Source organism: Yersinia sp. FDAARGOS_228 (assembly GCF_002073315.2).
In the GTDB taxonomy this organism is placed as follows: domain Bacteria; phylum Pseudomonadota; class Gammaproteobacteria; order Enterobacterales; family Enterobacteriaceae; genus Yersinia; species Yersinia intermedia.
Window position 1 is genome coordinate 2,210,446 of sequence record NZ_CP020409.2, and the last position, 14,777, is coordinate 2,225,222.

Here is a 14,777-nt window from a genome sequence, read left to right on the forward strand (position 1 = left end):
ATGTATTCTATCAGCAGGTTGCCCTTATTACAGCAGGCCGGCTTCGGTCATTAACTCAACCACTTTTTTACTGTTGAGTTTAGATGGCTCAACAGTTGGCGCTTGCAGGTCTTTTAGTGGCACCAATTTAGGGTTTGAAGCGGCATCAACACCAACGGCATACTCAAATGCTGTGTTGGTTCGCAAGATATCCTGGCCTGATTTGCTGGTGATCCATTTGACGAATTCCTGCGCTTGTTTCGGGTGTTTACTGGATGCCAGAACACCGCCACCAGAGATACTCACAAATGCGCCAGGATCTTGATGTTTGAAGTAATGCAGCTTGGTTTTACCGCTGTTCTCACCTGTTTTTGCCTGATCGACAAAACGATAATAGTGATAGATAACCCCGCCATCGATTTGGCCCGCATTCACCGCTTTCATCACGGTGCTATTACCTTTGTAGGCAGTGAAGTTGGTTTTCATGGCTTTTAGCCATTCCAACGTTGCTTTTTCGCCTTTCAGTTCCAGCATGGCACTGACAATGGCTTGGAAGTCGGCACCGGAGGGCGAGGCAGCCCAACGGCCTTTCCATTCAGGTTTTGCCAAATCCATAATGGATTTAGGTAATTCGGCTTCGCTAATTTTTTCCGGGTTATAGACAAACACGGTGCTACGAGCTGCAATACCGGTCCAGCGACCATGTTCAGGGCGATATTCTTTCGCAACCTGTGCCTGTGTGGCGGTATCCAGTGGTGAGAACAGTTTAGCGTTATCGACCAGTACCATTGCCGGAGAGTTTTCAGTCAGGAAAACGTCGGCGGGGGATGAGTTGCCCTCCTGAACCAGTTGATTACCTAATTCGCTGTCGCCGCCATTGCGCAGAGTCACTTTGATGCCGGTATCTTTGGTAAAACCGTCCACCCAGGATTTCACCAGATTTTCGTGTTGAGCATTATAAATCACGATACCTTCATCATTTGATGCGGCATTGACGGAGAACGCCAGCATCATTGAGGAAGCCAGTAAAGCGACAGGGCCGAAAGAGGGGAAGCGTAACGTCATAAACTGAGATCCTTTTAAAAGCGCAAAGAAGAAGACGATATTGTCAGGCAACCGCAAAACAGAGCAATTGTATAGAAAGAAATTAACAATGATAGTAAAAATCATTCGCGTTATTTGCTACGAAATGTTTCATTTTCAGCACTATTATTCTTAATTAATAAAGAGTCTTAATATGATCGTGGCCAGTCAATAGATTTACTGTTCTCATCATTTCCTTATGAAGAACCAAGGGGAATACTGTATTTTCCTGTTTGTTCGTGGCAGACAATGACTTAACATAGCTATCACTTTTTTGTATGGTTTATGGGTATTCGATGCGCTACCTGGCTATTATTCTTCCCTTACTTACGTTGCTCTCTGCCTGTAGTAGCAAACCGACACCTCCTGTTGCTGCCGAGCCATCGGCGGGCCTGATACAGAGCGGTTTCTTGCTTGAGCCGCAACATGTGGGGCATTTGCAAAACGGTGATTTTGCTTATAACGCCGACACTGCCCGATTTGTTGACAAAATGGTGCGTGAACACGGTTTTGAGCCTCAACAACTGCATGATGTATTGGCCCAAACTAAAAAACTGGATTTTGTTATCCGCCTGATGGATAAACAAGCGCCATCGGCAGGCCGCCCTTCCGGCCCTAATGGTGCGTGGAACCGCTATCGCAAGCAGTTTATTACCCCTGATAATGTGCAAAACGGTGTGAACTTCTGGAATCAGCATCAAGAGGCGTTGCAACGCGCCTATGAGGTTTACGGCGTGCCACCAGAGATTATCGTCGGAATCATTGGGGTTGAGACTCGCTGGGGCCGGGTGATGGGTAAAACGCGCATCATTGATGCCTTGGCAACACTCTCCTTTGCCTATCCACGCCGTGCTGAGTACTTTTCTGGCGAGCTGGAAACCTTCCTGTTGATGGCTCGTGCGGAGGGTAATGATCCGCTCAGCTTGCGGGGGTCTTATGCTGGAGCGATGGGGTACGGCCAATTTATGCCATCGTCATTTAAAAGCTATGCTGTTGATTTTAATGGTAACGGCCACATCAATTTATGGGACCCGGAAGATGCCATCGGCAGTGTTGCCAACTACTTCAAATCCCATGGCTGGACCAAAGATGCGATGGTCGCGGTGCCCGCTAATGGGCAAGCGCCATACCTTGATAATGGCTTTAAGACGAAATACCCTACCTCGACGTTATCTGCCGCAGGGCTAAGCCCGTCCGGTTCGTTAGGGGGCTATCAGGAAGCCAGTTTATTGCGCCTGGATGTCGGCACCGGTTATCAGTATTGGTACGGGTTACCCAATTTCTACACGATTACCCGCTACAACCACAGCACCCATTACGCGATGGCGGTATGGCAGCTAGGTGAGGCAGTAGGCAGGGCACGTTCAATACAGTAAATGGTGAGTCAAAGGCGTTGCCGGCGGTTAGCGCTGTTATGGCAAGCAGTAAAAGGGCCACATGTTACGATGCGGCCCTTTCTATTTCTATTAGTGGTTGGTGCTTATTACAACAGGTGTGAAATATCATCTGGATTAACGGATGGCGGCGATTTACGCCAGCCGCGAGTCAGCCACAACAAGTAGATAAAGCCTGCCAATAGCCACAATAAGCCGACTTCAAGCGCCCGTTGCTCAAGGTGAACCCACAGCCACACCGACATGACGAATCCCATCATGGGTAATAGCCCGTACTTAAACATAGCCGCAGTACCGCGGCGTTTCTCATTGATAATAAAATGCTTTATCACACTCAAATTAACAAAGGTGAAGGCACCGAGGGCACCAAAGCTTATCATCGATACCACTAAGTTCAGGTCAAGGAACAGGGCCAGCAGCGAGATGGTTGCAACGAACAAAATGGCCCGCCACGGTGTGTGGAATTTGCGATGCAGATGGAAGAACACTTTGTGTGGTAGTACGCCTTCTCGCCCCATGGCATAGAAAATACGTGACACACTGGTCTGCGCGGTCATTGCGGAGGCATAAACGCCGGTCAAATAAGTGGCCATAAAGAAGTTATACATCCACTTCCCACCGACATGCTCGGAGATAATCAGGCTGGCGGTATCCTGATGCGGGATCAACGATTGCCAGTCGGGATAGGCCAAATGGGCAGCATAGGAAACGGCGATAAAAATAGCACCGGCGCTGATCACCGTAAAGAGTATAGCCCGTGGCAGGGTGCGTTTGGCGTCGTGCGCCTCTTCGGCCATGGTCGCGATGGCATCAAAACCAAGGAAGGCTAAACAGAGCACTGCCGCACCAGAGAGTAACCCCGACAGGTCACCGGCGTTCACCAGCAGTGGCTTCATTAACGCTTCCGGGCTTAAATCGGCCTGACTGAAAGAAAGCGCAATAAATAATACGATAAAGACCATCTGTGCTGCGATCAGCGAGAAATTAACTGAGGTGAGTAAACGCACACCCAGAATATTAAGCAGACTGACACTGATGATAGACGCAATAATAAATACCGGAGCGGGAATAGCCGGAAATGCCTCATGCAAGAAAATGCCTAAAACTAAATAATTAAGGATTGGCAGGAACAGATAATCCAAAATTTGCGCCCAACCCACCAGAAAACCGGTTTTACCGCCAAAACTGCGCTGAACATAGGAATAGGCGGAGCCAGACAGCGGCATGGCGCTGGTCATCCGGCAATAACTGAGGGCGGTAAACAGAATGGTGGCAACAGTCACCAGATAGGCAACGGGCAAATGCCCCTGACTTAATACAGTCACCTGTCCATAGGTAGTGAATACGCCTAAAGGCACCATATAGGCAAGCCCGAAAGCGACCAGCGCGGGGGTTTTAAGCACTCTGCGCAACTGAATATTTTGTGGCATTACCGTATCATCTCCTGGTGATAAAAAGCACCGTTACGCTGCATTTTTATGCAGCTATAGAACATAAAGGAGCGGATTTTGACATAAGGGTCGCTGTAACGCCAATGACTTCCGTCTTAACCCGATGTTGCCATGCTGAAATTTGCGCCAAACAAATGTGTCCCCCGCATCACCGACGCGGGGGAATTGACTAGGCTTGATAAACCACATTACCGCCGATCAGCGTAGATTCCACCTGTGTCTGGTAAATCGCGTTTGGCGACTGCTCAAACAGGTTATTTTTCAGAATGATGATATCGGCGAACTTCCCTGCTTCCAGTGAGCCGATATATTGCTCTTTGGCAATCATATAAGCGGCATCAATAGTGGCAGAACGTAATGTTTCAATCAGCGTCAGGTCACGATCATTATCCAACCGTGGGCCAGCCGGATGACCATCGAGATCCCATGCACGACGGGTCATACCCACTTGCAGGTTGTACCATTCATCCAGTCGGTCAATGGGCCAGTCACTGCCATACGCAATACGTGCGCCAGCATCAAGGAAGCGCGCTGCCGGCTCCATATGCTGGAAACGGGCCTCGCCCAACATCTCACGCTCTTCATCAATTAGCACGCCAGGCAGGCCGGCCCACTGGAAGGAGAGCACCGCTGTTGCCCCCAGTTTGGCAAAGCGATCATATTGATGGGCGGCAACCAGTTCGTTATGTGCTAATCCTGGGCGGATATCTTTGCCCGGCAAAGCAGCGCGCATCTGTTCCACGGCATCCAGCACCATCTCGATGGCCCCATCACCTACGGTATGAGTGTGTGGGTGAAGACCGACGCGAGCACATTCCAAAATCACGGCATTGACTACTGGCGCGCTAAAATAGAGGTCGCCATAGCGCTCGGTATTTTGCCAGTCAGGTTGGTGTGCTGAACCTTGGTTGGCACGATACGGCTCCAGTAATGCAGCGGTCATAGTCGGGGGTTGCAATACCCCGTCGATAAACAATTTCAAGTGATCGATGGCGAAACCCGGTGCGGGCGTCCATGCGTGGCTTCCCCATTGGCGGGCGAACGCTACCACTTCTTCTACCACGCGCGCGGCGTCCTGCGGGCCTTGCAGGCTATCAGGGGTCACTTCTTTAGCACCCAGTACCCGTAAGGTTAATGCGCCACGTTCATGCAAGCGGCGGAAAGCCAGCAACTGTTCGGCAAAAACACGAGTATCCATCACGGTAGTGACACCTTGCGCATTAAGTACTTGCTGCACATGGGCTGCAATTTGCACATTTTTTTCCGCAGTGGCGGAGGGGATACTGTCAAAGGCGCGCATGGCGGGCGCATCTTCCAGAATACCGGTCAATTTACCGTTGTTATCGCGAGCAATTTTGCCATCTGGCGGTACTGGAGTGTGTTCATCGATGCCCAGCAATTCCAGCGCGCGGCTGTTGGCTGCCAGCGTGTGGCAATCATTGGAGAATAATGCAATGGGGCGGCGGGTATTGAGCGAATCCAAGGCTTTTCGGCTCATATCAGCGCCGGTTGGTGTCATCGCCTGACGCTGCCAGGCGCGCACGGTCAGCCAGTCATTTTCACCGTTAAAAGGATCGCTATCGAGGTGCTGCTGGATAATATCCAGTGTCTGTTCAACACTTAGTGCAGCATAATTGAGGTTACAACCAATCAGTTGTTTCCCGCCCCAAAACGGGTGCATATGGCTGTCAATCAGGCCAGGCATCATAAACTTACCCGCCAGATCGATAAGTTGAGTATGCGCGCTAGCGAATTGCTGTTTGATCTCCTCACCGCCCGTGGCCAGAATATAGCCCTGGCCTATGGCGATGGCACTGCAAACCGTGTTATCAGCATCTGCCGTATAAATTGTGCCGTTGTAATAAATACTGTCGGCGACAGGAGTCTGTTTAGTCATGTTATGTACTTTATAATATGCCCCTTGTTCCTTGACGCGCTGTTAGCTGCTTCTAACAGATTTATCACCCGAATCAATAACCTATATCAGTTCATCGGGGATCATTCCTGCGCTGCTTTGCTGCCACGCCAATGACGTTGGGGATTTGAGGAATCAGATAATCATTATAGCTTGTCCTATCAGGGAAAACTCTCCGAGTTAAGTACCCGCCAAGGTGAAAATCTATTAAGGTTTTTTCAGTAACTCGCTTTTCATCATCGCGGCCAGATGGCGCAAGATTTCCGCTTCTGAAAAACCTAACTCTGTAAACTGAGTCAGGCCATCCAGACCGCACACCAGCCCGATCAGCCGCCAGGCAACATCACTGGCATTGATATCTGAGCGGAATTCATCGCTGGTGATGCCGGTATGGATCACCGCCACGGTCGCCGAGTGCCAGTCTGACATCGAAGCCGCATAGGCTTCCTTAATGAGTTCATCCCGCTCGGCCAGTATTGAAATTTCATTCCACAGCCGGGTTTCTCTTTGGCAGGCTTCATCTTGTGGATAGCCCAAAACTTGCTGTATCCGTTCAACGGCAGGTAAGTGCTGACTGTTTAGCGCAAAAGCAGATAACGACTGTTTAACTAAGAGTAGAAATGCGTCTGCTCGTAGTCGTGAAACTGAGGTGAAATGGTGATGAACTTGCCCAACAGCCACCCCCGCTTCGCTGGCAACTCGGCGTACAGTGGTTGCCGCCATCCCTTCACTTATCGCGATACGCATCGCCGCCTGCAAAAGGGTGTCGTGGCGTTCTTCACGGTTCAAATAGGCCAAAGTGACTCCTTATCTGACGCATTAGTGTTTCAGCCATTATGTGATGAATTGGACGCCAGTTCAACTTTCCGCTATCATTGATATATTGAACAAGTGTTCAACATTAATCTATGCCTTATTTGAGCGTTTTGTATGTCTAAAAAGTGGATGATTTTCTACGTTATTATTCTGATGTATCTTCCTGTTTCTATTGATGCAACGGTACTGCATGTGGCCGCCCCTCGGCTGGGTATTGCGCTGTCAGCCACGGGCAGTGAATTGCTGTGGATTATTGATATTTACTCACTGGTCATGGCTTGTTTGCTGCTGCCCATGGGGGCGCTGGGGGATCGCATCGGTTTCAAACGGCTGGCGCTATTGGGGTCGGTACTGTTCGGATTCGCCTCACTGGCAGCGGCTCTTGCGCCATCGGTTGCCGCGCTTATTGCGGCGCGCGCTTTTTTGGCGATCGGTGCTGCAATGATCCTGCCGGCAACTTTGTCGGCCGTGCGCCATATCTTTACCGATGAACGAGAAAGAGCATTGGCGCTGGGGATATGGGTTGCCATTGGAACGACGGGGGCCGCGATGGGGCCACTGGTCGGTGGATTATTGATGGAATATTTCTACTGGGGGTCCGTCTTCCTGATCAATATCCCGATTATTATTGCCGTGGTTATTGCCACGCTGCTGGTCATACCGAGCCTGCCTGTACGGGTGGAGCAATCATGGAAATTGGCACCGGCACTGGTATTGATTACTGCGATCCTATTGTTGGTCTATGCGGCCAAAACCGGGCTACGCGGTGGGGGAGATATGAGGGTAACCTTCCTGACCGCGTTTACCGGGGGGGCGATGCTGTTTGCTTTTGTTCGTCACCAGTTATCAACGACGGCTCCGATGATCGATTTTCGCCTGATAAGCCAGCGGGTGATCGCTGTTGGTATGGCAATGGCCATGACGGCAATGATAACGCTGGTTGGTTTTGAACTCTTGCTGACACAGGAATTGCAGTTTGTGTTAGGTAAAAGCCCACTCGAAGCGGGTATATTTCTGATGCCATTGATGATTGCCAGTGGTGTTAGCGGGCCGATATCCGGTTGGCTGGTGGCTAAACTGGGGTTGCGTACCGTGGCAAGCGCAGGCATTGCATTTAGCTCATTGAGTTTTCTCGGCCTGGCCTTGACCGATTTTGCCTCGCAAGTTTATTTGGCATGGGGATGGATGATAGTGCTGGGGTTCAGTATTGAAGCCTCGTTATTAGCTTCTACCGCGGCGATTATGAGTGCGGCCCCCCCAGAGAAAGCCGGTGCGGCAGGGGCGGTTGAGGGCATGGCTTATGAGTTGGGGGCTGGATTTGGGGTGGCAATATTTGGTTTGATGTTATCGCGGGCTTATACCGCGTCTATTGAGCTACCGGCAGATTTACCCGCTGATCTGGTTACACAGGCCAGTGCTTCTATCAGTGAAACCATTCAGGTGGTCAATAGCCTTGGTGGAGACGAGCGTCTACTGAGCAGCGCCAAACTGGCCTTTTCTGCCTCACATAGTCTGGTATTAGGTACTGCCAGCGTACTGTTAATTCTGCTGGCGGTAGTCGTTTGGTTTACCCTGCCAGAGAGGAAAATACGGCAATTGGGCAAACAGCGTGCCACACCTCACTGATTAGGGTGTGGTTAACACTTCATTAATTAAACAGTCATTACTCTTACTTAACTGTGTGATATACCTATTTAGGGTTTGAAACATTAGAGTTTGGAAGAGGTAAGATCTGAGCAATGACTGAGCAAACGTCCCCCGCACAACTTGATCTCGATAGCGCGGCTCAGCCCCCCAGAGTTTATATTCGGGGGGACTGGGTGTTGGCGCATTACTGCGTTTTGGAGCCGCGCGTTGCGCAATTGCGCGCTAATATGCCCAATGGGGGGGTATTTGATCTCAACCAACTGGGGGCGTTAGATACCGCCGGTGCAACGTTGTTAGCTCTGCTTCTGGGTGAGGATCGTGTGGCAAATTTACGCGAACTTGCGCCTAAATTGCCAGAAGAGCGGAGGATATTACTTGAAACGGTAAGCCATGTATTGCCTGACGTAACCCCTGAGTTGTCTGAAAAACCCGCACGGTTTTGGCTTGAGATGCTGGCTAATACCGGCCGTTCGGTAGATAACTTATGGCAAGATATTAAGTCACTATTGGGCTTTATTGGTCTGGCGCTGGAAACCTTGCTGGGAACACTTTTTCGCCCCTCCCGCTGGCGCATTACCTCATTAATTGCCAATATTCAACAGATTGGCCTCAATGCTGTGCCGATCATTATGTTGCTCACCTTTTTGGTGGGGGCAGTTATCGCCTTTCTCGGTGCAACCGTACTCACTACTTTCGGCGCGGGCATTTTTACCGTCGATTTGGTGGTATTTTCTTTTCTACGTGAATTTGCGGTACTGCTTACCGCGATCCTGATGGCAGGGCGAACAGCCAGTGCTTTTACCGCTGAAATTGGCTTGATGAAAGCCAATGAAGAGATTGATGCTATCCAAACACTGGGCTTGAATCCGGTTGAACTGTTGGTGCTACCGCGCGTCTTGGCACTATTGATCTCTCTGCCGATGCTAACCTTTATTGGCATGGTTTGCGGTATTTTCGGGGGCATGGTGGTGTGTGCCTTAACACTGGATATCTCTCCCACTATGTTTTTGTCGATTATGCAAAACAGTAATGGGTTGCAGCATTTTCTGGTGGGAATAAGTAAAGCCCCTATTTTTGCTTTCCTGATTGCTATTATTGGCTGTCTGGAGGGGTTCAAAGTAACCGGTAGTGCTGAATCAGTCGGGGTTCATACCACCACCAGTGTGGTGCATTCGATCTTTGTGGTGATTTTGCTTGATGCCGTGGCAGCGCTATTTTTCATGGAAATGGGGTGGTGAGCCAAATGACGCAAGATGCAATCATTCAAATTCGCGATCTGGTTAACTGCTTTGGCGTACAGTGCGTGCATCAAGGGTTGAATCTTGATGTTAAGCGCGGAGAAGTTCTTGGCGTGGTTGGTGGCTCGGGTACCGGTAAATCTGTTCTGTTACGCAGTATTGTTGGGCTACGTCGTCCGACTGACGGGAAAATTCATGTTTTTGGCAAGGATTTAATGGCACTGTCAGGTCAATCCCGCTCCATGGTCGAGCGCCGATTCGGCGTATTATTTCAACGAGGCGCACTGTTCAGTTCTCTAACCGTGACTGAGAACGTGGCATTACCATTAATAGAAAACGCCGGATTACCCCGGGCTGAGGCTGAGCGATTGGCTCAGGTTAAACTGGCACTGGCCGGGCTACCGCCGGGCACTGGCAGTAAGTATCCGGCATCTCTGTCGGGTGGTATGGTCAAGCGTGTTGCGCTAGCCCGTGCCTTAGCGCTGGACCCGGATATTCTGTTTCTTGATGAACCGACTGCGGGTCTTGATCCCATTGGTGCGGCGGCGTTTGACAGTTTGATCCGCACCCTGCGGGATGCCCTCAATCTAACGGTATTCTTGGTGACCCATGATCTGGATACGCTGTATACACTGTGTGATCGTGTAGCGGTGCTTTCGCAGAAAAAAGTGCTGGTGGTTGATACTCTGGATAAAGTTGCAGCGACTGATGATGGCTGGATTCAGGCGTATTTTCATGGCCCACGTGGCCGGGCTGCTTATCAAGCAGCGGCAATTAACAGTGGAGAGAGGTTGTAATATGGAAACCCGTGCTCATCATGTCGTTATTGGGTTATTCACTCTTATTGTGGTGAGTGCCGCGCTGCTGTTTTGCCTATGGCTGACAAATTCCGGTTCTGATCGCCAGTTCAGATTGTACGATATCGTTTTCAATGAGCCTGTGAGTGGCCTGTCACAGGGGAGCACCGTTCAGTACAGCGGGATTCGAGTCGGTGAGGTGACGCAATTACGCCTGGACCGAGACAATCCGAATAAGGTTTGGGCACGTATCCGCGTTTCTGCATCTACTCCGATACGCGAAGATACCCAAGCTCGTCTCACCGTTGCGGGTATTACCGGCACCTCAAATATTCAATTCAGCAGTGGCAGCCAGACCAGCCCGTTGCTGGAGGGCAAAGATGACGAGGTTCCTATTATTATTGCTACCCCTTCGCCGATGAGCCAGTTACTGGCTAACGGTGAGAATTTCATGACCAATGCGAATGAAGTGTTGGTGCGCTTGAACCAGTTGCTGGCACCGGATAACCAGCAGCGCCTGGTAACGACACTGGATAATCTCGCGCTAGTCACCCAAACCGTGGCTGATCAACGTGGTGATCTCCGTACCCTGTTGCAGCAGTTGGCGCAGGCCAGTAAACAGGCTAATGAGACACTGACTCAAACTAATCGCCTGCTGCGTAATGCTAACGGCTTAATGGATGGGCAGGGGAAACAACTGGTCAGTGATGCCGCCAAGACCATGGCATCGTTGCAAAATACCAGTGCCATCCTCGATAAATTAGTGAGTGAAAATAAAACCTCACTCAATAACGGGATGCGGGGGATGAATGAGCTGGGGCCGGCAGTAGATGAGCTGCGCAGAACATTAGCGACATTACGTGCCGCCGTTTCTCGTTTGGAAGAAAACCCAGCGGCCTTGTTGCGCGGCCGTGAAAGAACACAGGAGTTTACGCCTTAATGCTCTCTTTTAATCTAATGCGCTATGCAGGCCGCCGCGTGTGGCTATTGATGATATCCGGGGGAGCGATACTGCTCTCTGCCTGCACCATTTTACCCTCGGCCCCCGTATCACAAGTTTATCTTCTGCCGGTGCCAGCAGCAGTGAGTGCGCCACACGCGCAGACAGTAAACTGGTCATTACGGGTTTCACAACCGGCGACGAACCAGTTTCTTAATAGCTCACGCATAGCGGTGCAGCCTCAAGGCCAGGAGATAGCGGTTTATAAAAACTCCCGTTGGAGTGATTCAGCGCCGATCTTGGTGCGCAATCGTCTTATTCAGGCGTTCCGTAGCGATGGACGGATCCGTGCAGTCAGTAGCGACGATGATAGCTTGCAGGCTGATGTGGAGTTGAGTGGTGATTTGTCAGCGTTCCAAGGGGTATACCATGTTGGTAGCAGCGAAGTGCTGATCCGCTTTGATGCTCGGCTGGTAAGAATTTCAGACCGTAGGATTATTGCAACTCGCCAGTTTGAAATTCGCCAACCGATAAAAGGTAACGAGATGAATGAGGTGGTTCAGGCCTTTGGCCTGGCCAGTGACCAGTTAGCCACTCAAGTGCTCAACTGGACGATGCAGCAGTCCCCTGCGCAGGGTTGATATCTAAACCAGCACCGGCTGATTTTATCTGAGGCGAGTTGGCAGTAGCTAACTCGCCTTTTTTATCGTCTAGTTTAATGATTCAAGGCGAATAATTGCGTCCAAGGGGAAAATATTCTCTTTATTGTTTTGTGATTAGTATCTCATTGAGTGGGGGGTAAATGGTGTTTGAGTTATCTATTGTATTGTTTTTAATGGTTTTTTATTTAAATTGTTCTGTGTTTATCTTTTTTGTTAAAGAGAACAATATTCTCCAGGTATTAAAAACAACAAGAAAATAGGAAAAGTATTTCTCCCCGTAAAACCATAAGATAAAAATAATCCAAATCACTGATTAATTACTTCAAATGCAAAAAATAACACATCAACAATTACTCGATTGGTTGAAAAAGGAAGTGAAACTTTCATTAGGTTGTACTGAACCTATTGCTATTGCGTATGCTGCCGCAGTGGCTGCTAAATATCTCAACGCACCGATATTAAAAATAACGGGGAATATATCGGAGAATCTGTATAAAAATGCGATGGGCGTCACTATTCCGGGAACAAGCTATTGCGGAGTCACTCTTGCAGCGGCAATAGGGGCTATTGGTGGTAACGCGGATGCCGATTTAGAGGTATTAAAAGATATTACTGCGACACAAATTACCGAAGCCTATATATTCAATCAATCAGGTAACGTGTGTCTAAACGCAGTAGATGCTACGGACTTTATTTTTATCGATATTACGCTATATAGTCTTAGTGATCAGTGCCGGGTTGTGATTCAAGGCAGCCATACTAATGTCACTGAAGTTTATATTAATAATATAAAGCAAATATTAGTCCGAGACTTAATTACCACCAATGACAGTGGTGTACTACCCGAATTTTCCCTTAACGATGCATTTAAATTTGTAACCGATGTCGCCGCTAAAGACATCATGTTTATGCTGAAAAGTGCTGAGATTAATACCGCGCTTTCTGACGAGGGGCAAAGGAAGAACTATGGTTTGAACGTGAGTGGCGCGTTGTCGCAAGCCAGAAAAAATGGCTTTATTAGCACTGACTTACTGAGTCAAATGTTGATCAACACCACTGCGGCATCAGATGCCCGTATGGGCGGCGCACCCTTACCCGCGATGTCAAATTATGGCTCTGGTAATCAGGGGATTACCGTGACAATGCCGGTAGTGACACTTGCCCGACATCTTAATACCAATGATGAAACACTGGCCCGGGCATTAGCGTTGGCCCATCTAGCCGCAATCTCAATTCATATGCGTTATACCCGATTGTCCGCATTGTGTGCGGCGTCAACGGCAGCAATGGGGGCGGCGGCAGGTATGAGTTGGTTATTGACCCAAGATTTTCAAACTATCTCCTACGCGGTCAGTAATATGATCAGTGATATTAGTGGCATTATTTGCGATGGTGCATCAAATAGTTGTGCCATGAAAGTGTCTACCGCTACCGCCTGTGCATTTAAGTCGGTGTTGATGGCGCAACAAAATAGTGTTGCAGGGGAGCGCGATGGCATTGTTTCCTGCGATGTTGAAGGTTCTATCAATAATTTATGTAAATTAGTGTTATCGCCAATGAGGCAAACAGATAAAGAAATTATCAGTATAATGACACGTAAATAAATATTACGGTTTAACCGCGTGGCCTAACATCATTATTAATAATGATCGGCGGGCTATCGTTAAAATTTAAAGGGACAAATAATGAGCAACTCAAAATCGATCGCGACTCTGGTTATCCATGCCGGAGATCAAGTTGACCGAGGCAATAATGCTATTTTTCCACCGATTACTACCGCCAGTTCCTTCATTCAGCCAAATTTAGGCGAAGAAGGGGAGTTTTGTTATTCCCGTTGCAGTAACCCGACAAGATATGCATATGAAACCGCCTTGGCTGAGTTGGAAGGTGGTATCTATGCTACGGCAACCGCTTCCGGTATGGCAGCAACTGCACTTATATTGGAGTTGCTACCTAAGGATTCCCATGTATTAGTAATGAAAGGGGTCTATGGCGGTACTTATCGGTTGTTTGAACGTCTGCGTAAACAAACTTCAGGTACGACATTCAGTTATGTCGATCTTAATGATTTGACGTCAGTAGAGCACCATATTCAAGAGAATACAGGTTTAATCTGGATCGAAACGCCCACTAACCCACTGTTGGAATTAGTTGATATTGAAGCAGTATGCCAGGTTGCCAAAAGCAGGGGCATAATGAGCTGCGTAGATAATACCTTTGCCAGTGCCTGGAACCAAAGGCCACTCACCTTAGGTGCTGATATCGTTATGCTCTCTACCAGTAAATATATTGGTGGGCATTCAGATTTAATTGGCGGTGCAGTTATTACCAATGTACAGGATATTGCAGATCAATTGGATTTCTGTAAAACCACCGTTGGGGCTATTGCCTCGCCGTTTGATGCCTATTTGGCATTACGCGGTATGAAAACACTCGATGTCCGTATGGAACGTCAATGCAGTAACGCTTTAAAAATTGCTCAGTTTTTAGAGCAACATCCTAAGGTGCTGGATGTGCATTACCCAGGTCTGGAATCTCATCCTCAATATCAATTATGTAAAAAACAGATGCGTTCTGGCGGAGCGGTAGTCAGTATCCGGTTAAAAGGCGATATAACAGCGGTGAAAACCTTTATTGCCAAATTAAGTTATTTTGTTTTAGCCGAATCACTGGGGGGCGTTGAAAGTATGGTTAACCATTCTGCTTCAATGTCGCATGGCTCAATGTCTCAAGAAGAGAGGGAAAATATAGGCATATACGATACAACACTACGGCTCTCAATCGGTATCGAAGATATTAATGATTTAATAGCAGACGCAGAGCAAGCCCTTTCCTTTATACAATAATTAATAGGG

12 protein-coding genes are annotated in these 14,777 nt (G+C 48.8%); 8 read left to right on the forward strand and 4 right to left on the reverse strand.

The window, feature by feature from the left end; all coding sequences use genetic code 11:
- Positions 1-27 precede the first annotated feature (27 nt).
- Entirely contained in the window at positions 28-1,044 is a 1,017-nt protein-coding gene (locus tag A6J67_RS10195) for an iron ABC transporter substrate-binding protein (protein WP_050073779.1), read from the reverse strand.
- A gap of 314 nt (positions 1,045-1,358) precedes the next feature.
- Here A6J67_RS10195 and mltB point away from each other — a divergent pair, with 314 nt between their 5' ends.
- On the forward strand, positions 1,359-2,438 hold the full coding sequence (gene mltB / locus A6J67_RS10200) for a lytic murein transglycosylase B (RefSeq protein WP_005183620.1): 1,080 nt from the start codon (positions 1,359-1,361) through the stop codon (positions 2,436-2,438).
- Between the two features lie 107 nt (positions 2,439-2,545).
- Here the strand turns inward: mltB and A6J67_RS10205 are convergent, their stop codons facing one another.
- The 3 genes from A6J67_RS10205 to A6J67_RS10215 form a co-directional block, all read right to left on the reverse strand.
- A complete protein-coding gene (locus tag A6J67_RS10205) occupies positions 2,546-3,886 on the reverse strand; it encodes an APC family permease (RefSeq protein WP_050296749.1) in 1,341 nt (446 codons plus the stop codon).
- Between the two features lie 190 nt (positions 3,887-4,076).
- Positions 4,077-5,804, reverse strand: coding sequence for an amidohydrolase (locus tag A6J67_RS10210; RefSeq protein ID WP_050296748.1), 1,728 nt, complete (start codon positions 5,802-5,804; stop codon positions 4,077-4,079).
- Between the two features lie 225 nt (positions 5,805-6,029).
- Positions 6,030-6,620, reverse strand: a complete 591-nt coding sequence (locus A6J67_RS10215) for a TetR family transcriptional regulator (protein ID WP_005183598.1) — start codon at positions 6,618-6,620, stop codon at positions 6,030-6,032.
- Positions 6,621-6,752: 132 nt separating this feature from the next.
- On the opposite strand from A6J67_RS10215, the gene A6J67_RS10220 reads away from it, so the two are divergent.
- From A6J67_RS10220 to A6J67_RS10250, 7 genes are all read left to right on the forward strand, one after another.
- Positions 6,753-8,264, forward strand: coding sequence for a SmvA family efflux MFS transporter (locus tag A6J67_RS10220; RefSeq protein ID WP_050296747.1), 1,512 nt, complete (start codon positions 6,753-6,755; stop codon positions 8,262-8,264).
- Positions 8,265-8,377: 113 nt separating this feature from the next.
- Positions 8,378-9,523 carry an MlaE family ABC transporter permease gene (locus tag A6J67_RS10225; protein WP_050296746.1) on the forward strand — a complete coding sequence of 382 codons (1,146 nt, stop codon included), beginning with the start codon at positions 8,378-8,380 and terminating at the stop codon, positions 9,521-9,523.
- Between the two features lie 5 nt (positions 9,524-9,528).
- Positions 9,529-10,320 (forward strand): ABC transporter ATP-binding protein, encoded by a 792-nt coding sequence (locus tag A6J67_RS10230; RefSeq protein WP_005183587.1) that lies wholly within the window; start codon positions 9,529-9,531, stop codon positions 10,318-10,320.
- Position 10,321: 1 nt separating this feature from the next.
- Positions 10,322-11,260 carry an MlaD family protein gene (locus A6J67_RS10235; protein WP_050073775.1) on the forward strand — a complete coding sequence of 313 codons (939 nt, stop codon included), beginning with the start codon at positions 10,322-10,324 and terminating at the stop codon, positions 11,258-11,260.
- Positions 11,260-11,901 (forward strand): ABC-type transport auxiliary lipoprotein family protein, encoded by a 642-nt coding sequence (locus tag A6J67_RS10240; protein ID WP_042568360.1) that lies wholly within the window; start codon positions 11,260-11,262, stop codon positions 11,899-11,901. The genes A6J67_RS10235 and A6J67_RS10240 overlap by 1 nt, the downstream gene beginning before the upstream one ends.
- A gap of 347 nt (positions 11,902-12,248) precedes the next feature.
- Positions 12,249-13,526 (forward strand): serine dehydratase subunit alpha family protein, encoded by a 1,278-nt coding sequence (locus tag A6J67_RS10245; protein ID WP_042568359.1) that lies wholly within the window; start codon positions 12,249-12,251, stop codon positions 13,524-13,526.
- Between the two features lie 81 nt (positions 13,527-13,607).
- Positions 13,608-14,768, forward strand: coding sequence for a trans-sulfuration enzyme family protein (locus A6J67_RS10250; RefSeq protein WP_050296745.1), 1,161 nt, complete (start codon positions 13,608-13,610; stop codon positions 14,766-14,768).
- Positions 14,769-14,777: the final 9 nt, after the last annotated feature.

Coding starts and splice junctions, on each gene's coding strand:
- A6J67_RS10195 (WP_050073779.1), bottom strand. CDS start 1,044: ATGACGTTACGCTTCCCCTCTTTCGGCCCTGTCGCTTTACTGGCTTCC.
- mltB (WP_005183620.1), top strand. CDS start 1,359: ATGCGCTACCTGGCTATTATTCTTCCCTTACTTACGTTGCTCTCTGCC.
- A6J67_RS10205 (WP_050296749.1), bottom strand. CDS start 3,886: ATGCCACAAAATATTCAGTTGCGCAGAGTGCTTAAAACCCCCGCGCTG.
- A6J67_RS10210 (WP_050296748.1), bottom strand. CDS start 5,804: ATGACTAAACAGACTCCTGTCGCCGACAGTATTTATTACAACGGCACA.
- A6J67_RS10220 (WP_050296747.1), top strand. CDS start 6,753: ATGTCTAAAAAGTGGATGATTTTCTACGTTATTATTCTGATGTATCTT.
- A6J67_RS10225 (WP_050296746.1), top strand. CDS start 8,378: ATGACTGAGCAAACGTCCCCCGCACAACTTGATCTCGATAGCGCGGCT.
- A6J67_RS10230 (WP_005183587.1), top strand. CDS start 9,529: ATGACGCAAGATGCAATCATTCAAATTCGCGATCTGGTTAACTGCTTT.
- A6J67_RS10235 (WP_050073775.1), top strand. CDS start 10,322: ATGGAAACCCGTGCTCATCATGTCGTTATTGGGTTATTCACTCTTATT.
- A6J67_RS10240 (WP_042568360.1), top strand. CDS start 11,260: ATGCTCTCTTTTAATCTAATGCGCTATGCAGGCCGCCGCGTGTGGCTA.
- A6J67_RS10245 (WP_042568359.1), top strand. CDS start 12,249: ATGCAAAAAATAACACATCAACAATTACTCGATTGGTTGAAAAAGGAA.
- A6J67_RS10250 (WP_050296745.1), top strand. CDS start 13,608: ATGAGCAACTCAAAATCGATCGCGACTCTGGTTATCCATGCCGGAGAT.